This is a genomic window from Achromobacter marplatensis, assembly GCF_049060505.1.
GTDB lineage: Bacteria > Pseudomonadota > Gammaproteobacteria > Burkholderiales > Burkholderiaceae_B > Achromobacter > Achromobacter marplatensis_A.
The window spans coordinates 395,182-413,932 of record NZ_JBMGRB010000005.1; the positions used below are offsets into that span (position 1 = coordinate 395,182).

Consider the following 18,751-nt stretch of genomic DNA (forward strand, 5'->3'; position numbering starts at 1 on the left):
CGAGGGGGAAGCGCGCAGCGCTTCGGGGGGGGGCTCACTTCGCCACGGGCATGGTGAATTCCGCACCCTTGGCGATGCTGTCCGGCCAGCGCTGCATCACGCTCTTGTAGCGGGAATAGAAGCGGATGCCTTCTTCGCCGTAAGCATGGTGGTCGCCGAACAGCGAGCGCTTCCAGCCGCCGAACGAATGCCAGGCCATGGGTACGGGGATCGGCACGTTGATGCCGACCATGCCGACCTTGATCTGGCGGGCAAAGGCGCGCGCCACGCCGCCGTCGGACGTGAAGCACGCCACGCCGTTGCCGAATTCATGCGCATTGATCAATTCGACCGCGCTGGCGAAGTCAGGCACGCGCACGATGCACAGCACGGGGCCGAAGATCTCTTCGCGGTAGATGTTCATGGAGGGCTTGACGTTGTCGAACAGCGTGCCGCCCAGGAAGAAGCCCTTTTCGTTGCCGGGCACCGTCAGGCCACGGCCGTCCACGACCATGTCGGCGCCGGACGCGATACCGTCTTCGATGTAGCCCATGACCTTGTTGCGATGCTGCGCGGTCACCAGCGGGCCCATTTCCGCATCCGGCTGCATGCCGTCCTTGACGACCAGCGCCTTCACGCGCGGGATCAGGCGTTCGACGACCTTGTCGGCCACGTCGCCCACGGCCACGGCCACGGAAATCGCCATGCAGCGTTCACCGGCCGAACCATACGCCGCGCCCATCAGCGCATCGGTCACCTGGTCGAGATCCGCATCGGGCATCACCACCAGATGGTTCTTGGCGCCGCCCAAGGCCTGCACGCGCTTGCCGCGCTTGGTGCCTTCGGAGTAGATGTATTCGGCGATGGGCGTCGATCCGACGAACGACAACGCTTCGACGTCGGGATGCGCGATCAGGGCGTCCACGGCCTGCTTGTCGCCATGCACCACGTTGAAGACGCCGCCGGGCAAGCCGGCTTCGGTCAGCAGTTCGGCCAGGCGCAGCGAGGCGGACGGGTCGCGTTCCGACGGCTTGAGCACGAAGGTGTTGCCGCAGGCGATGGCCACCGGGAACATCCAGCACGGCACCATCATCGGGAAGTTGAACGGCGTTACGCCGGCCACCACGCCCAAGGGCTGGCGCATGCTCCAGTTGTCGATGCCGCCGCCGATCTGGTCTGAATACTGGCCCTTGAGCAGTTGCGGAATGCCGCAAGCAAATTCGACGATTTCGATGCCGCGCATGACCTCGCCCTTGGCATCGGAGAAGACCTTGCCGTGTTCGCGGGTGATCAGTTCAGCCAGTTCGTCCTGGTGCTGGTCCAGCAGCGCCTTGAAGTTGAACAGGATGCGGGCGCGCTTGAGCGCGGGGGTTTCGGACCAGGCCGGGAAGGCGGCCTTGGCGGCCGCGACCGCCATCGCCACGTCTTCCGTGGAGGCTAGCGGCACCGAGGCGCAGATTTCGCCGGTAGCGGGATTGAAGCCATCGGCGTAGCGGCTGCTGCGGCCTTCGTAGTGCTGGCCATTGATGAAATGGGAGATCTTCTTCATGGTGTGGAAGCTCGAAAAGCGGGATTCTTCAAAAACGTCCGAGGGCGGCCATCGGCCGCCCGCGAAGCTGGGTCAATGCGCGGCGACGCCGCGGCAAGGGGCTTGCGATGCCGCTCAAGCGACCTCTTTCAGGACCTTGCCGATCTGTTCGAAGAGCTGGCCGATCTGGGCCTCTTCGATGATCAGCGGCGGCGAGACGGCGATGATGTCGCCGGTATAGCGCACCATCAGGCCGCTGTCGAAGCACTTCTGGAACACTTCGCTGGCGCGCGCGCCCGGTGCGCCTGCACGCGGCGACAGTTCAATGCCGGCCACCAGGCCCAGGTTGCGCACGTCGATCACGTGCGGCGCGCCCTTCAGGCCGTGCACGGCTTCCTGGAAGGCGCCGGAGAGCTTGCGGGCGCGGGCGAACAGGTCTTCGCGGCGGTAGATGTCCAGCGTTGCCAGGATGGCGGCGGCAGCCAGCGGGTGCGCCGAATAGGTGTAGCCGTGGAAGAACTCGATGCCGCCCGCCGGGCCGTTGACGATGGCGTCGTGGACCTCGCGCTTGACGGCGACCGCGCCCGCCGGCACCGCGGCGTTGCTGACGCCCTTGGCCATGGCGATGATGTCCGGCGTCACGCCGAAGAACTCGGAAGCGGTGGCGGCGCCCAGGCGGCCATAGGCGGTGATGACTTCGTCGAAAATCAGCAGGATGCCGTGCTTGGACGTGATCTCGCGCAGCTTTTCCAGATAGCCCTTGGGCGGGATCAGGACGCCCGTGGAGCCGGCCATGGGTTCCACGATGACGGCGGCGATGGTCGAGGCGTCGTGCAGCGCGACGATGCGCTCCAGTTCGTCGGCCAGGTGGGCGCCCCAGGCGGGCTGGCCCTTGGAGTAGGCGTTCTGCTCCAGGTTATGGGTGTGCGGCAGGTGGTCCACGGCGGGCAGCAGCGCGCCGGAGAAGGTCTTGCGGTTGGTCGAGATGCCGCCGACCGAGATGCCGCCGAAGCCCACGCCGTGATAGCCGCGTTCCCGGCCGATCAGGCGCGTGCGCTGGCCTTCGCCACGAGCGCGGTGATAGGCCAGGGCGATTTTCAGGGACGTATCGACGGATTCAGAGCCGGAGTTCGTGAAAAAGACGCGGTCCAGGCCTTGCGGCATGAAGCTGGCGACGGCCGTGGCGGCTTCGAATGCCAGCGGGTGGCCCAGTTGGAAGCCGGGCGCGTAATCCATGATGCCGGCCTGGCGGGAAATGGCATCGACGATTTCCTGGCGGCCGTGGCCGGCGTTGACGCACCACAGGCCGGCCGTGCCGTCCAGGATCTGGCGGCCATCAGCCGAGGTGTAGTGCATGCCTTTGGCCGTTGCCAACATGCGCGGGTGTGCCTTGAACTGCTTGTTGGCAGTGAAGGGCATCCAGAGATGGGACAAATCGGGCAAGTTGGCGGGGGCGTTCATGGCGGCTCCAGAGAATGGACAACCGGCGGGTCTGCATGGAAAGGGCGCAACCACCGGGATTCGAATGATTCTGGTACGTCCCGCAGGGAATGAAAATATACGATCTGCGCAAATGCCGCTAACTGTATAGTTGCAGGTGGTCTAACTGTACAGTTTTCTTCGTGATCGATTTCCAGCCCAACCGCGCCCGTGGACTCGCCCCGACCTTGGTCGAGCAGTTGGTCACGGCCATCTTGCACGCCATCGAAGCGCAGACGCTGCGTCCGGGTATGTCCCTACCCTCGGTCCGTGAATTCGCGCGCCAGTACGGTGTCAGCACATTCACCGTGGCCAGCGCCTATAGCCGCCTGGTGTCGCTAGGCTGGCTGGCGGCACGGCCGGGCGCCGGCTACCGGGTGGCGTCGCCGGACGCGCCCGCGCGGCAAGGCGAGCCCTTGTCCTGGGAGCCGCCGCGCCTGAACGCCGGCTGGCTGCTGTCGGACATCTTCGCGGATCATTCCATCCCCATCAAATCGGGGTGCGGCTGGCTGCCTGGGGAATGGCTGAATGAAGAGGGCATGCACCTGGCGTTGCGCCACATGGGGCGCGTGCCGGCGATGCGCATCGCCAATTACGGTCACCCCTATGGCTACGCGCCGTTGCGCGAGACGATCGCGGCCAGCCTGAGCGCGCAGGGCATGGAGGTGGAAGTTTCACAGGTGCTGCTGACCCAGGGCGTGTCGCATGGGCTGGACATGGTTAGCCGCACGCTGCTGCGCCCGGGCGACACCGTGGTGGTGGAGCAGCCCGCCTACGCGAACCTGCTGCAGCTGCTGCGCCTGCTGGGCTTGCGCGTGGTGGCCGTGCCGCGCACGGCGGACGGGCTGGACTGCGAGGCCCTGGAACGCGCCGTGGCCCAGCATCAGCCGCGGGCGCTGTACATCAATACGGCATTGCAAAACCCATCCGGCGCCAGCATCGGCATGGCCAATGCATTCCGCATCCTGCAAGTGGCCGAGCGGCATGGGCTGTGGGTGATCGAGGACGACATTTCCCGCGACCTGGCGCCGGGCGTGACGCCGATGTTGGCTGCGTTGGACGGGGCGCGGCGGGTGATTTACCTGGGCGGCTATTCCAAGGTCATCAGCCCGTCGGTACGCGTGGGCTACGTGGTGGCGCACCGCGACCTGACCCGCGATTTCGCGCGGACCAAGATGGCGGTAGGCCTGACGTCGCCCGAGATCATGGAGCGCATCGTGCACCAGGTCATCCGAGAGGGGCGCTACCGCGCGCACATCGCGCGGACCCGTGAGCGGCTGGCCGAGGCGCATGCCGTCGTCGCCGGGCGGATGCAGCAGCATGGTTTCGAAATTTACGGCCGGCCCCAAGGCGGGTTGTTCCTGTGGGCCAAGGTGGCCGGGCAGTGGCGTGAACGCGGCGCCAACGGCTTGGCCGAGTTGGCGTTAAAGGACGGAATCTGGCTGGCGCCGGGTTCGTACTTCGAGGTGGACGAGGCCGATACGCCCTGGGTGCGATTCAACGTGGCGTATTCCGAAGCGCCCGCGTTGTGGCGGTTCATGAGGAATGCGGGGGCTGCCTGACGGGTGGCGCTTCAGCGTTCGTAAGTGACGAAGTCGTAGTCGTAGCCGTTCTCGGCGGGCTGGGTTTCGCGCGCCGTTTCCTTCCATTCGAAGGCGGGCAGCAGCGGGAAAAAGGCGTCTCCGTCCACCTGGGCGTGGACTTCGGTGGCCAGCACGCGCCGCGCCCGTGGCAGGGCCTGCGCGTAGATCTGCGCGCCGCCGATCACGAAGGCCTGGTCCACGTCGCCGCAAGCGGCAATGGCGGCGTCCAGCGTGGGGACGACGGTCGCGCCGGGGGCGGCGAAATCCGGATTGCGGCTGATCACGATGTTGGTGCGGCCGGGCAGCGGGCGGCCCAGCGAATCCCAGGTCTTGCGGCCCATGACGATGGGATGGCCCAGCGTGCTGCGCTTGAAGTGCGCCAGGTCGCCCGGCAGTTTCCAGGGCAAGGCGTTGTCGCGTCCGATGACGCGGTTGTCGGAATAGGCAACGATCAGGGTAAGGCTGGCGGGCATGCGGGCGGGCAACGGTGGGGACGGCCGGGAGTCGGCCGATCAGACGGCGTAAGCGTAGCAAATTCCGCCGCAGCCAGCCGGCTGCCTGCGGCTGGTCCCGCGTAGCGGCCTCATGGCCGTCGCTATCCCGCCGCGTGCTCCAGGAATTCCGTCGCGGGCATCGGGCGGCCCAGCAGGAAGCCTTGCAAGGAATCGCAGCCCAGGCCGGTCAGGAATTTCTGCTGCGCCGCCGTCTCGACGCCTTCGGCGACGATTCGCAGGTTCAACTGCTGCGCCAGCGCAACGATGGCCGACACGATGGCGGCATCTTCGTTGTCATGTTCCAGCTGGTTCACAAAACCCCGGTCGATCTTCAATTCGGTCGCGGGCAGGCGCTTCAGGTAGAGCAGGCTGGAATACCCGGTGCCAAAGTCGTCAATGGAGATGGTCACGCCCAGGCCGGACAGGCGCTTAAGCACGGCCAGGCTGGCCTCGGCGTCGCGCATGGCCGTGGACTCGGTCACTTCCAGCGTCAGGCACGCGGGCGGCACGTCGTGTCGTGCCAGGGCGGCGCGCACCGTTTCAACCAGGCCGGCGTGGGCGAACTGCAGCGCCGAAATGTTGACGGCGATGGTCCAGTGGCCCTGGCCGGCGTTGATCCATTCCCGCATCTGCCGGCAAGCGTCGTTGATGACCCATTCGCCGATGGACAGGATCAGGCCCGTCTTTTCGGCGATGGGGATGAACTGGTCCGGGCCGACCAGGCCGCGGGTCGGGTGGTTCCAGCGCAGCAGCGCTTCGGCGCCCATGATGGGGCCGGCGGGCGCTTCGTACTTGGGCTGGTAGTGCAGCACGAACTGGTCGCGCTCCTGCGCCAGGCGCAGGTCGTGCAGCAGTTCGATCTGTTCATGCGCGTCCGCGTTCATGGACGGCTCGAAGAAGCTGTAGCCGGTGCCGCCCAGACGCTTGGCGTGATACATCGCGGCGTCCGCGTTGGTCAGCAGGCTGTGGGTGTCTTCGCCATCGTTGGGGTAGATCGCAATCCCCACGCTGGACGTCACCAGCACTTCGTGTCCGTAGACCATGACCGGGCGGGCGATGGCTTCGATCAGCCGGTCGGCCACGTTCGCGCCGTCGGTGGGTTCGATGACTTCGCTCAGCACGATGAACTCGTCGCCGCCCAGGCGCGCCACCGTATCCTGCGTGCGCAGGGTTTGCCGGATGCGCTGCGCCAGGTCGATCAGCAGGGCGTCGCCGGTGTGGTGGCCGTAAGCGTCATTAACCGCCTTGAAGCCGTCCAGGTCGAAGAACAGCACGGCGAAATAGCCCTTGCGGCGGCTGGCGCTTTCGATCGCCTGCTCCATCCGGTCTTCAAGCAGGATGCGGTTGGGCAATTTGGTCAGCGTGTCGTGCAGCGCTAGTTGCACCAGTTCTTCGTTGGCCTCGGCCAGCGAAGACGCCAATGCCGACGTGCGCGCCTCCAGCCGGTTGTCCAGCACGGCGACGACCAGGGCGATAGCCAGCACGCTGAGCGTCACGGCGGTGACCGCGATGGCCAGCCAGCCGGCCGAGATTCCGCCGTCGGCGGCCATGCAGATGCTGCCGGCCGGGAAGCCCGCGGCCTCCATCCCCGAATAGTGCATGCCGACGATGGCAATGCCCATGACGACCGACGCCAAGGGCCGGGACCAGGCCATGCGCGGCCCATCCTGGCGCAGCCGGTATGTGATCCACAGCGCGGCGCCGGAGGCGGCCACGGCGATCAGGATGGACAGCGAAAACCACGTGGTGTCGTAGACGATGCCCGGCGCCATGCGCATCGCGGCCATGCCCAGGTAGTGCATCGCGGCGATCCCGGCGCCCATCAGCAACGCGCCGGCGGCAAGCCTGCGCCAGGGCAGCTCATCCTTGCACACGATCCAGAGCGCGAAGGCCGAGCAGCCGATGGCGATCCCCAACGACAGGACGGTCAGGGGCAGGTCGTAACCCATGGGAATGGGCAGGCTGAAGGCCAGCATGCCGACGAAGTGCATGGACCAGATGCCGATGCCCATGGCGAGGGCGCCGCCCGCCAGCCAGTAGCGCGCGGCCGGCAACCCGTTCGATGCCCGCACGCGATTGGCCATGCCCAACGCCGTATATGACGCCAGGATGGCGACCCCTAGGGATACGAGGACGAGCGAAGGGTTATAAGTTCCAACGAGCATTTGTGGGTCCTGTCCTGAGCGCTTACTGCGATCGCGCCGGCCTCAAATCAAATCAATTAGTAGTCAACAGTTGCAATTCGGTCGCAAGACAAATCCTGCTGTCGACGCTGGCGATTTACATACTCTCTTGTCGGGAAGGGGGATGCGGCGGGCGATGCCTGCGGTCGGCGCTGCCGGATGGGCTGCGCGGTTTCGCGGCTAGCGATACGCGCGGCTCGGCATGGGCCGGTCGGGAGCCGCGGCGCGCAGCGCATTATGGATGCGCGTCCGAGGCTAAGGGATGGGTTATACCGAAATCGCGCTTCCAGATGCTCACCAATCTTCACTTATGCCCGTAGGCGCGGCATGTCCGCCTGCGCCAAAGGCCGCGCCAACGTCCGCGCGCCCGGAGCCGCCGGAGGTGGCGCGCCGGCCGCGATCTTACACGGCCATGGGCGCGGTGAGCGGGGCGTGATGCGTGTAGCCGGACAGCGAGAAATCGCCCGGCTCCACTTTTTCCAGCCATTCGGGTTCGTAGCGGCCCGTCACGGCGAAATCGGGAATGCGGTCGGACAGCACCAGCTTGGGCGATTCGTAGGGCTCGCGGGTGAGCTGTTCGCGCAGCATCGGCAAGTGGTTCTCGTAGATGTGGGCATCGCCGATGAAATACGTGAACCAGCGCGGGGTGTAGCCGGTCAGGCGGCCCACCAGATGCAGCAGCGCGGCGCCTTCGGTCAGGTTGAAGGGCGTGCCCAGGCCGACATCGTTGGAACGGATGTACAGGCAGAGCGAGATTTCGTGGGTGGTCGCGTTGGGCAGGAATTGGTAGAGCAAATGGCAGGGCGGCAGGGCCATTTCTTCGATCTGGGCCCAGTTCCAGCCGTGGAACAAGATGCGGCGGTCGCCCGGACGCTCGTGGATGGTGTCCAGGCATTGGCGCAACTGGTCCACCGCCTTGTACAGCAGCACCTTCGGGACGCCGCCTTCTTCCAGGTCGGCCACTTTGGCATAGCCGCGCGCCAGCGCGTCTTCGATTTGCGCCGGCCGGCTGGCGTCCAGCACCTTGTAGGCCGGCCACTGGCGCCATTGCACGCCATAGACCGGGCCCAAATCATCCGGCCCTTCGCGATACGGGTTGGCCAGCCATTGGCTGTTTTCGTTGGCGTTTTGGTCCCAGACCTTGCAGCCCAGCTCGCGGAATTCGGCGGCGCTGCGCGAGGCGCGCATGAAACCCACCATTTCGCCGATCGCGGATTTGAACGCCAATTTTTTGGTCGTGACGGCGGGGAAGCCCTTTTGCAGGTCGAACCGCAATGAGGCGCCCGGCATGCTAAGGGTGCGTATGCCCGTCCGGTTTTCTTGCCACGCGCCGGTGTCCAGAATGGATTGAACGAGGTCCAGGTATTGTTTCATGGCGGTCCTTGTGTTCGCCCACCCCGCGGGTGACGCAAATTGGCCGCCGCGTGCAACGCGGCGGCGCTTATCAAGATAGGAAAGAAGGGATAGGGCGAATTACACCACGCGGGCGCGCCTCAGGCGGCGGCCGGCGCTTCCTGCGTATCGACGATTTCGACCGAAAACGTCAGCGCCGCCGTTTTCTCCAGCATGGCCGAGGCCGAGCAGTACTTTTCGTGGGACAACTGCACGGCGCGCTCGACCGCGGCTTGCGGCAGGTTGCGGCCCGTGACCGTGAAGGCGAAGTGGATGCGAGTGAAGACCTTGGGGTCGGCATCCGCGCGATCGGCCTGGAGCTTGACGCTGCAGCCGGTGACCGCATGGCGGCCGCGCTTGAGGATCAGGACGACGTCATACGCTGTGCAGCCGCCGGTGCCGGCCAGCAGCATCTCCATCGGGCGCGGCGCCAGATTGTGTCCGCCGCCGTCCACGGCGCCGTCCATCACGGCCACGTGGCCGCTGCCCGTGCTGGCGGTAAAGAGCATGCCGTTCGGGCCGCCCCAGTCGATCGTGCATTCCATGTTGTGTGTCCTTGAGCGTTGAGCGCAATCAATGGTTGATGATACCTGTTGCGTACAATTCCAGGCATGAGAGCCCCGCCCCGCATCAGGGGTGTGTGCCGCCTGTTTTGCCAAGGAGTCGTCCATGTCCACCGCCCTGTCACAATCCGGCCCCGTTTCTTTCTTGCGCCGCGCCAGTCCCCTGGACGCCTTGCTGGCCGAAGCGGACCGCGCGCTACGAGTCCTGTCCAACAGCGCGACCGCCGGTCGGCCGTACCCCGCCAAAGCCGAAGAGCCGCTCACGGCCCTGTCCGCGCAGGAAAAGCGCCACGCGGCCGGCCTGATGCGCGTGAACCATGTGGGCGAGATCTGCGCGCAGGCGCTATACCGCGGGCAGGCGTCGGTCTGCCGCGAGGCCGCGCCGCGCGCGCTCTTGCTGAACGCGGCCTCCGAGGAAGTCGATCACCTGGTGTGGTGCAACCAGCGCCTGACCGAACTCGGTAGCCGGCCCAGCCTGCTTAATCCCGTCTGGTACGCCGGTTCGTTTGCGCTGGGCGTGCTGGCCAGTTACGCGGGGGTTCCCCGCAACCTTGGTTTCATGGCCGAGACCGAGCGCCAGGTCGAGGCGCATCTGGAAGAACACCTACGCACCTTGCCGGTGCAGGACGAGCGGTCGCGCGAGGTCGTCCGCAAGATGAAGGACGACGAAGGCGAGCACCGCGCCAGCGCCGAGCGGGCAGGGGGCGTGCCCCTGCCAGGCCCGGTAAAGGCCGCGATGCGGGCGATGTCCAAGGTGATGACCACCACGGCCTACTGGATCTGACAAGGCCGTGGCCGAAATGTTGCAGTGCGCAAATTCGGTCGCATGCTGGTGCAGAGCGCACCATTACGGTGCAAATAACAGGGTGGGATTACCCGATAGCGTCTAGGGTTAGTCCGCAATGGGTTTACCCGTTCGGCAAAAACCCTTTTTTTGGCAAGGTCGTTGATGGCTGCGGGTCTCCAGGGTGCGACGCTGGAATTTGCGGCAAAAATGCAACGCGAAAACGCGTCTTCCAAAGAGATTAAAAAAATTCTTGCATCGCACAAAAAACCTCGGTACTATTCACTCATCGGATGTTGAAACGCAGTCGGCGCGGTGCCAAACCCCGAACGCGTAGTGAGCAGAAGCCCAGCTCCCAGCATGCCACGGTTGTCTCCTCCACCCTCCTCCTTTGGTGGATTTAGCCCGAGATCTCACGATCTCGGGCTTTTTTTTGTCCCGAATTAACCCGTCCCTATTTTGTTGCAAGATATGCCGGAAGCCGTCGGCTTACCGCATTTCCTCCCTATGGCGGTCTCCGCGTTTTCCCTGGGATATTTCGGGTGTTGCCTGGCGGAAAGCTCTACAATCAACGCATGAAATCCGACCTTCCGCGCACCCGCGGTTTCGATGCTCCAGCCCCCTTCAACCAGCGGTTTGACTGCGGACGAACGGCCCGGCGGCGGGCGTTACGTTTCGTGCCCGTGAATTGCACTTCCTTATCCCTCCCATATATGGGCGTTACACCTGCCTCCGATAATGGCGGGCCTGTCTCGATAGACCAACCAGAGGTGATTCTGTGACCTGGCTGTATATCTGCGTGGTCGCGTTCATGGTGGGCGGACTCATCGTGTGGTCGGAGCGCTGGCACGGCCGGTTTACCGGCGACAGCGATCTGAACAAGCCGCAAGCGAACCATTCCCGCGCCACGCCGCGCGTCGGCGGCCTGGCCGTGCTTGCCGGCACTTTGCTGGGCCTGCTGGTGCTGGGCCCCGCCAACATGACATTGACGTGGCTGTGGCCCGCGCTGTTCGTAGCCGCGCTGCCGGTGTTCGTGGCCGGCTTGTTGGAAGACATCACTAAAGATATCGGCGCCAGCAAGCGTTTGCTGGCGGCATTCCTGTCGGCGGCGATCGCTTGGTGGTTGCTGGGCGGCGTCAGTCGCGTCGGCATGGCGCCGGTGGACTACGTACTGTCGTTCTGGCCGGTATCGCTGCTGTTCACCATGTTCGCGGTGGGTGGCTGTACGCATGCACTGAACATCGTGGATGGCATGAACGGCCTGGCCGGCATGGTCGCCACCTTGATGGCGGTGTCGATCAGCCTGGTGGCGATGCAAGTGGGCGACGTGCCGATCTTCCTGATCTCCGCCGCATTGGCGTCGGCGACACTGGGCTTCCTGGTCTGGAACTTCCCGTTCGGACGCGTGTTCCTGGGTGACGGCGGCGCGTACTTCCTGGGTTTCATGCTGGCCGAACTGGCCGTGTTGCTGGTGGTCCGCAATCCGTCGGTGTCGCCGTTCTACGCACTGGCCGTGCTGTTCTATCCCGTATTCGAAACCGGCTTTTCGATCTGGCGCCGGCGCTTCAAGCGCGGCGTCCCGGTCGACCAGCCGGATGCCTTGCACCTGCATCAGTTGGTGTTCCGCCGGCTGGTCCGCGTGACGTTCAGTCGTGGTCGCCGCCATGCGGTGCCCGCGCTGTGCAATGCGATGGCGTCGCCCTACATGTGGGTGCTGGCGCTGATCGGCCTGGTGCCGGCCACGATCTGGTGGGACAACGCGTGGGCGCTCGGCGCCAGCCTCGTGGTGTTCGCCAGCGTCTATATCTGGCTGTATGCGCGGCTGGTCTCCTGGCGCCGGCCGGGATGGCTGCTGCTGCCGTCCGTTTTGAAAACCACGGATTAGGTTTGAGTGCCCCGGCGAATGCCGCCGGGGGCTCGGTTATCTATCACCCGACCATATTTAAAATGCCGTAATCGTTCTACGGTGAAGGGAGAGTTATGTTGCGAATTCAGGATGTGAAACTTGCTGTCGTGGGCTTGGGCTACGTCGGTCTGCCGCTTGCGGTGGAGTTCGGCAAGAAGCGCTCGGTCATCGGTTTCGATATCAACACGCGCCGCATCGACGCCTTGAAGGCCGGGCACGACCACACGCTGGAAGTCAGCGACGCAGAGCTGGCCGAAGCCGCGCAGTTGCGCTATACCGCCGACCGCGCCGAGCTGGGCCAGGCCAACGTGTTCATCGTGACCGTGCCGACCCCCATCGACGAGTACAAGCAGCCTGATCTGACCCCGCTGGTCAAAGCCAGCGAGACCATCGGCGCCGTGCTCAAGCGCGGTGACATCGTCATCTATGAATCGACCGTTTACCCGGGCGCCACGGAAGAAGACTGCGTGCCCGTGCTGGAACGCGTGTCTGGCCTGAAGTTCAACGTGGACTTCTACGCCGGCTACAGCCCCGAGCGCATCAACCCGGGCGACAAGGATCACCGCGTCAGCACGATCAAGAAGGTTACCTCGGGCTCGACGCCCGAAGTCGCCGAGCTGGTCGACCAACTGTACAAAGAGATCATCACCGCCGGCACGCACAAGGCGTCCAGCATCCGTGTGGCCGAAGCCGCCAAGGTGATCGAGAACACGCAGCGCGACGTCAACATCGCGCTGATCAACGAATTGGCCCTGATCTTCAACAAGATGGGCATCGACACCGAAGCCGTGCTGCAAGCCGCCGGCACCAAGTGGAACTTCCTGCCCTTCCGTCCGGGTCTGGTCGGCGGCCACTGCATTGGCGTGGACCCGTACTACCTGACGCATAAAGCGCAATCGATCGGCTATCACCCCGAGATCATCCTGGCGGGCCGCCGCCTGAACGACTCCATGGGCGGTTATGTGGTCTCGCAACTGGTCAAGGCGATGACCAAGCAGCGCATCCATGTGCAAGGCGCGCGCGTGCTGGTCATGGGCCTGGCCTTCAAGGAAAACTGCCCCGACCTGCGCAACACGCGCATCGTGGACATCGTGGGTGAACTGCGCGACTACAACGTCGAGGTCGACGTCTACGACCCGTGGGTCGACCCGGAAGAGGCGGTGCACGAGTACGGCCTGACCCCGGTGGCCAAGCTGGAAGAGGGCAAGTACGACGCCGTGATCCTGGCGGTGGCGCACAACCAGTTCAAGGCCCTGGGCGCCGAGGGCATCCGTAAGTTGGGCAAGGCCCAACATATTCTTTATGACCTGAAATACGTGCTGTCGGCTGATGAATCCGACTTGCGCCTGTAAGGATTCAGATATGACGACGCGTTTTGACACCATCAAGCAGGAACTGACCGCCGCGCCGCGCAAGTGGCTCGTGACCGGATGTGCCGGCTTCATCGGCTCGAACCTGCTGGAGACCCTGCTGAAGCTGAACCAGACCGTCACCGGCCTGGACAACTTTGCCACCGGCCACCAGCGCAACCTTGACGAAGTGCGTGGGTCGGTCTCGGCCGAGCAATGGGCGCGCTTCACCTTCGTGGAAGGCGATATCCGCGACCTGGACGCCTGCCACCGTGCTGTTCAGGGCGTGGACTTCGTGCTGCACCAGGCCGCGCTGGGTTCCGTGCCGCGTTCGTTGAAGGATCCGATCACCACCAACGAGGTGAACATCGGCGGCTTCCTGAACATGCTGGTTGCCGCGCGCGACGCGGAAGTGAAGTCGTTCGTCTATGCGGCGTCCAGCTCCACCTACGGTGACCATCCGGCATTGCCCAAGGTCGAAGAAAACATCGGCAAGCCGTTGTCGCCCTACGCCGTGACCAAGTACGTGAACGAACTGTACGCCGACGTGTTCGCGCGTTCGTATGGGTTCGAAACCGTGGGCCTGCGCTACTTCAATGTGTTTGGCAAGCGTCAGGATCCGGACGGCGCTTACGCCGCCGTGATCCCGAAGTGGACCGCCGCGATGATCAAGGGCGACGACGTCACCATCAACGGCGACGGCGAGACCAGCCGCGACTTCTGCTTCGTGGACAACGCGGTGCAAGCCAACCTGCTGGCCGCGATGGCCCCGGCGGAAGGCCGCAACCAGGTCTACAACGTTGCCGTCAGCGGCCGCAGCACGCTGAACGACCTGTTCGGCTTCCTGGTCAAGGCCTTGGGCAACGAGAACGTGAACTACGGCAAGAAGCCGGTCTACGCCGACTTCCGCCCGGGCGACGTGCGCCATTCGCAGGCCGACGTCAGCAAGGCGGGCCGTCTGCTGGGCTATGCGCCGTCGCATACGGTGCTGCAAGGCCTGGAAGTGGCCATGCCCTGGTACACGCAATTCCTGCGTTGATTTGAAAGCACTCGTCCGCAAACTCGGCAACATCCACCCGGACCACCAGCGCATCTTCAAAGGCGCTTTCCGGGTGGCCGTGTTCCTGCTGCTGGGCAAGGCCGCCGGCGCCATCAAAGAGATGGCGGTGGCGTACCGGTACGGCGTCAGCGACGCCGTGGACGCCTACCAGTTCACGATGACCATGGCCACCTGGCTGCCGGTCACGATCGTGGGCGTGCTGTCGGTGGTCTTGATCCCGGTGCTTGTGCGGCTGCGCCGCGCGGAAGACGCCGAACGCGACCAATTCATCAAAGAACTCCAGGGCTGGGTGGCTGCGGCCGGCATCGCGCTGGCCATCGCCACCTGGTTCGCCTGGCCGTATGTGGTGGACCTGCTGGGCGAAGGCCTGCCCGATCGCGTGCGCGGCATGACGGGCGATCTGCTCGTCGCCTTCGCCCCTGTGTCGGCGCTGCTGCTGATCGCCGGCATCAGCGCGGCGCGCTTGCGTGCCCATGAACGCCACGTCAATACGCTGCTGGACAGCGTGCCCGCCGTGGCGACGCTGGCCTGGGTGATGCTGGCCGTCAGCGCCGATGGCGTCGGGCCCCTGCTATGGGGCACGCTGGTGGGCTATGCCGTCCAGACCGTCTGGCTGGCCTGGTTGGCGGCCCGGGCGGACAACGGTTTCTGGGGCGCGCCGCGCCTGACGCTGCGTTCCCCGCATTGGCCCGAACTGATGGGCGCCGCCGGTGTGATGCTGATCGGCCAGGTGGCGATGAGCTTCGTCGGCCCGCTGGACCAGTATGCCGCGGCCAACCTGGGCGCCAACGCGAACGCGACGCTGGGTTACGCCAGCCGGCTGCTTTCCCTGCTGCTGGGCATCGGCGCCGTGTCGGTGGGCCGCGCCGCGCTGCCGGTGCTGGCCGACGTGCAAGCGCGGGGCGACACTGGCCGCGCGCGCGGCATGGCGCTGAAGTGGTCGGTGCTGATGGTGGGGGCGGGCGCCGTCGCCGTCGCGGTCGGCTGGGTGCTGGCCCCGTGGGGGGTGTCGGTGCTGTTCCAGCGCGGCGCCTTCACGGCCGAAAACACCGAGGCCGTCGCGCATGTGCTGCGCTGGGGCCTGCTGCAATTGCCTTTCTATTTTGGCGTGCTGATCCTGGTGCAGTTGCTGGCCAGCCAGAACCGCTATCGCATCATGGCCGCCATTGCCGTCGCCAATTTTGCGCTGAAGGCGGTATTGAACACCGTGCTGGCGCCCAAGATGGGCGCGGCCGGCATCATGCTGGCGACCAGCCTCATGTATGTGCTGTCCTTCGCTTGCTACCTGGTGGTGGCAATGCGCAAGGCCGAACCCAAGAAGGCCGATTGAATGTCCCAAAGCGATTCCGGCCGTGCCTTGCGCGTCCTGCTTTTCATCCATTCGCTGCATGGCGGCGGCGCTGAGCGCGTTGCCGCCGACCTGAGCGCCCATTGGGCCGAGATGGGGCGCGAAGTGATGGTGGTGACGCAGGCCGGCGCCGAAGGCGACGTCTATGCGCTGCACCCCAAGGTCCGACGCGAAGTCCTGCATACGGCAAGCGAGGGCGGGGGGCTGCGTGGCATCTGGAGCAACGTGCAGCGCGTGCGCGCGCTGCGCCGGGTGATCAAGGCGTTCCGGCCTGACATCGTGCTGGGCATGATGACCACGGCGTCCGTGCTGTCCGTGCTGGCCAGCACCGGCCTGGGCTGCCGCGTGATCGCCACGGAACACACGCATCCGCCGTCACAGACCTTGTCGGGCCTGTGGCAGCGCTTGCGTCGGCTGACCTATCCGCGCGCCGCTCGCGTCGTCGCGCTGACGCGCGGTACGGCCGACTGGATCGAGCAGCACGTGCCCGGTTCCCGGCTGGCGGTCATCCCCAATCCGGTGCATTGGCCTTTGCCGCGCGCCGAACCCCTGCTGATTCCGGTGTCGGGCGACGGACGCAAGCGGCTGCTGGCGGTTGGCCGGCTGCATGCGGACAAGGGCTTCGACCTGCTGGTCCAGGCGTTCGCCGCGCTGGCGCCGTCGCATCCGGACTGGGATCTGGTTATCCTTGGCGAAGGCGGGGAACGCGCCGCCCTGGAAGCGCAGGTGGACAAGGCCGGGCTGGCGTCGCGCGTGTCAATGCCCGGGCGCGCCGGCAACGTGGGCGATTGGTACAAAAGCGCTGACCTTTACGTGCTGACTTCCCGCTTTGAGGGGCTGTCCAACACCTTGCTTGAATCGATGGCCAGCGGCTTGGCGGCCGTGTCTTTCGATTGCGATACCGGCCCGCGCGAAATCGTGCGGGAAGGAATCGACGGCGTGCTGGTCCGGCCCAACGGCGATGTGCCTGCGCTGTGCAAGGCGCTGGCGCACGTCATGAGCGATGACGCCGCGCGCCAACGCATGGGGCAGGCGGCGACCGACGTGCGCGACCGTTTTTCGGCCACGCGCGTGCTGCAACAATGGCAAGAACTTTTTGACGGCGTGCGCGCATCGGGCCGGTAGGCCCGCGCGGCGCGTCGTTGCTACGGTGACCACGAGAACTACATCATGTGTGGAATAGTCGGAATTTGGGGCCCCCTGGGAAACAAGGAACGCGTGCTGGCGGAAAGCTGCCGCCGCATCCGCCACCGCGGGCCGGACAGCAACGGTTTCTGGGAAGACGCCGGTGCCGAACTGGCCCTGGCGCACGTCCGCCTGGCGATCCTGGACCTGACCGAAGCGGGCCACCAGCCCATGGCGTCCGCGTGTGGCCGCTATGTGATGGTCTTCAACGGCGAGATCTACAACCATCTGGACATTCGCAAGCAGCTGGAGCAATCCGCGCTGGCGCCGTCCTGGCGCGGGCATTCCGATACCGAAACCCTGTTGGCGGGCTTCACCGCGCTGGGTATCGAGGCGACCTTGCAGGCCGCCGTCGGCATGTTCGCGATCGCGCTGTGGGACCGCGCGTCGCGCAAGCTGGTGCTGGCGCGCGACCGCATGGGCGAAAAGCCGCTGTACTACGGCTATTCGGGCGCCGAGCTGGTGTTCGCATCCGAATTGAAGGGGTTGATGCCCATTCCCGGATTCGGCCGCGACCTGAACCGCAACGCGTTGGCGTCGTTCATGCGGCACAACTACATTCCGGCGCCCCAATCCATCTATGAAGGCATCGCCAAGCTGCCGCCGGGCACCTGGGTCGAATTCACGGCCGACGACACGCGCAGCCGCCGCATGCCGGAACCGCGCGTGTACTGGTCGGCGCGCGACGCGGCCGACACCGCCGCCAAATCGTTATTGAAATTCGATTCGGACGCGCAAGCCACCGAAGCGCTGGAAGGCGTGCTGTCCAAGGCGGTTGGCGGCCAGATGCTGGCCGACGTCAGCCTGGGCGCTTTCCTGTCGGGCGGTATCGATTCGTCCACCATCGTGGCCCTGATGCAGGCGCAAAGCGCCAAGCCCGTGCGCACCTTCGCCATCGGTTTCCACGAAAAGGGCTACGACGAGGCACAGCACGCGAAGGCCGTGGCCACGCACCTGGGCACCGACCATACCGAACTCTATGTGACCGCGGCGGACGCGTTGGCCGTGGTGCCTTCCTTGGCGGACATGTACGACGAGCCGTTCGCCGATTCGTCGCAAATCCCGACGTCGCTCGTCACGAAAATGGCGCGCCAGCACGTCACCGTGGCGCTGTCGGGTGACGGCGGCGATGAACTCTTCGGCGGCTATTCGCGCTATTTCCGCGTGAACAACTGGTGGCAGCAGTGCGAGCGCGTGCCTGCGCTGTTGCGCAAGCCTGCGGGCGCGCTGCTCTCCGCATCCACGCATCTGCCGGGGCGCGGCGCCTGGCGCGGCAAGGTCGGCAAGCTGGGCGAACTGCTGCGCACGGACTCGCGCGGCGATTTCTATCGCCACTTCGTGTCGTACTGGGCGGATCCGTCCCAGGTGGTCAAGGGCGGCGTGGAACCGGTCTCGGAATTCGCGCGGGCCATGCAGGGGTCCACGTTCGAGTCCATGATGAAGCTGGACACGGTGACCTATCTGCCTGACGACATCCTGGTCAAGGTGGACCGCGCCGCCATGGCGGTCAGCCTGGAAACGCGCGTGCCGCTGATCGACCACCGCGTCTATGAATTCGCGTGGGGTTTGCCGCACCAGTACAAGGTGCGCGGCAACACGGGCAAGTGGTTGCTGCGCCAGGTGTTGCATCGCCACGTGCCGCAAGCGTTGGTGGACCGCCCCAAGCGCGGCTTCGCCGTGCCGCTGGCGGCTTGGCTGCGCGGGCCCTTGCGGGAATGGGCGGATGCACTGCTGGACCCCACGCGACTGCGCCAGGAAGGCTGGTTCGAACCCGAACCCATCCTGCGCAAGTGGCGTGAACACACGTCGGGCCATCGCAACTGGGATAGCCATTTGTGGGGCGTCCTGATGATGCAGGCCTGGTTGGACCGTTATCGGACAGGATCGGATCAAGGGGGATCTATTGGGAGTCTCTGAC

14 protein-coding genes are annotated in these 18,751 nt (G+C 65.4%); 8 read left to right on the forward strand and 6 right to left on the reverse strand.

Annotated elements, in window-relative coordinates; genetic code table 11:
* Nucleotides 1-34: 34 nt before the first annotated feature.
* Nucleotides 35-1,528: a CoA-acylating methylmalonate-semialdehyde dehydrogenase gene (locus ACI0FO_RS15500; protein ID WP_416027941.1), complete on the reverse strand. Its 1,494-nt coding sequence runs from the start codon at nt 1,526-1,528 to the stop codon at nt 35-37.
* 114 nt (nt 1,529-1,642) lie between these two features.
* On the reverse strand, nt 1,643-2,968 hold the full coding sequence (locus ACI0FO_RS15505) for an aspartate aminotransferase family protein (RefSeq protein WP_416027943.1): 1,326 nt from the start codon (nt 2,966-2,968) through the stop codon (nt 1,643-1,645).
* 161 nt (nt 2,969-3,129) lie between these two features.
* Here ACI0FO_RS15505 and ACI0FO_RS15510 point away from each other — a divergent pair, with 161 nt between their 5' ends.
* Nucleotides 3,130-4,548, forward strand: a complete 1,419-nt coding sequence (locus ACI0FO_RS15510) for a PLP-dependent aminotransferase family protein (protein WP_416027945.1) — start codon at nt 3,130-3,132, stop codon at nt 4,546-4,548.
* Between the two features lie 11 nt (nt 4,549-4,559).
* Here the strand turns inward: ACI0FO_RS15510 and ACI0FO_RS15515 are convergent, their stop codons facing one another.
* The 4 genes from ACI0FO_RS15515 to ACI0FO_RS15530 all read right to left on the reverse strand — a co-directional run bounded on the left by ACI0FO_RS15515 (nt 4,560) and on the right by ACI0FO_RS15530 (nt 9,183).
* Complete coding sequence (locus tag ACI0FO_RS15515) at nt 4,560-5,042, reverse strand: dihydrofolate reductase (protein WP_416027947.1); 483 nt, start codon at nt 5,040-5,042, stop codon at nt 4,560-4,562.
* A 122-nt stretch (nt 5,043-5,164) separates the two neighbouring features.
* Entirely contained in the window at nt 5,165-7,228 is a 2,064-nt protein-coding gene (locus ACI0FO_RS15520; RefSeq protein ID WP_416027949.1) for a putative bifunctional diguanylate cyclase/phosphodiesterase, read from the reverse strand.
* A gap of 420 nt (nt 7,229-7,648) precedes the next feature.
* On the reverse strand, nt 7,649-8,620 hold the full coding sequence (locus ACI0FO_RS15525; RefSeq protein WP_416027951.1) for a thymidylate synthase: 972 nt from the start codon (nt 8,618-8,620) through the stop codon (nt 7,649-7,651).
* Nucleotides 8,621-8,739: 119 nt separating this feature from the next.
* The gene (locus ACI0FO_RS15530) at nt 8,740-9,183 is read right to left on the reverse strand and encodes an OsmC family protein (protein WP_416027953.1); all 444 of its coding nucleotides are present in this window, start codon (nt 9,181-9,183) and stop codon (nt 8,740-8,742) included.
* Nucleotides 9,184-9,307: 124 nt separating this feature from the next.
* Between ACI0FO_RS15530 and coq7 the strand changes: the two genes are divergently transcribed.
* From coq7 to asnB, 7 genes are all read left to right on the forward strand, one after another.
* Nucleotides 9,308-9,985, forward strand: a complete 678-nt coding sequence (gene coq7, locus ACI0FO_RS15535; protein WP_416027955.1) for a 2-polyprenyl-3-methyl-6-methoxy-1,4-benzoquinone monooxygenase — start codon at nt 9,308-9,310, stop codon at nt 9,983-9,985.
* A gap of 778 nt (nt 9,986-10,763) precedes the next feature.
* Complete coding sequence (locus ACI0FO_RS15540; RefSeq protein ID WP_105556955.1) at nt 10,764-11,870, forward strand: MraY family glycosyltransferase; 1,107 nt, start codon at nt 10,764-10,766, stop codon at nt 11,868-11,870.
* A gap of 95 nt (nt 11,871-11,965) precedes the next feature.
* Nucleotides 11,966-13,243 carry a Vi polysaccharide biosynthesis UDP-N-acetylglucosamine C-6 dehydrogenase TviB gene (gene tviB, locus ACI0FO_RS15545; protein WP_416027957.1) on the forward strand — a complete coding sequence of 426 codons (1,278 nt, stop codon included), beginning with the start codon at nt 11,966-11,968 and terminating at the stop codon, nt 13,241-13,243.
* Nucleotides 13,244-13,253: 10 nt separating this feature from the next.
* The gene (locus ACI0FO_RS15550) at nt 13,254-14,279 is read left to right on the forward strand and encodes an SDR family oxidoreductase (protein WP_416027959.1); all 1,026 of its coding nucleotides are present in this window, start codon (nt 13,254-13,256) and stop codon (nt 14,277-14,279) included.
* A gap of 1 nt (nt 14,280) precedes the next feature.
* Complete coding sequence (gene murJ / locus ACI0FO_RS15555) at nt 14,281-15,630, forward strand: murein biosynthesis integral membrane protein MurJ (protein WP_416027961.1); 1,350 nt, start codon at nt 14,281-14,283, stop codon at nt 15,628-15,630.
* On the forward strand, nt 15,631-16,773 hold the full coding sequence (locus ACI0FO_RS15560; RefSeq protein ID WP_416027963.1) for a glycosyltransferase family 4 protein: 1,143 nt from the start codon (nt 15,631-15,633) through the stop codon (nt 16,771-16,773). It begins immediately after the preceding gene.
* 45 nt (nt 16,774-16,818) lie between these two features.
* A complete protein-coding gene (gene asnB / locus ACI0FO_RS15565; protein ID WP_416027965.1) occupies nt 16,819-18,750 on the forward strand; it encodes an asparagine synthase (glutamine-hydrolyzing) in 1,932 nt (643 codons plus the stop codon).
* Nucleotide 18,751: the final 1 nt, after the last annotated feature.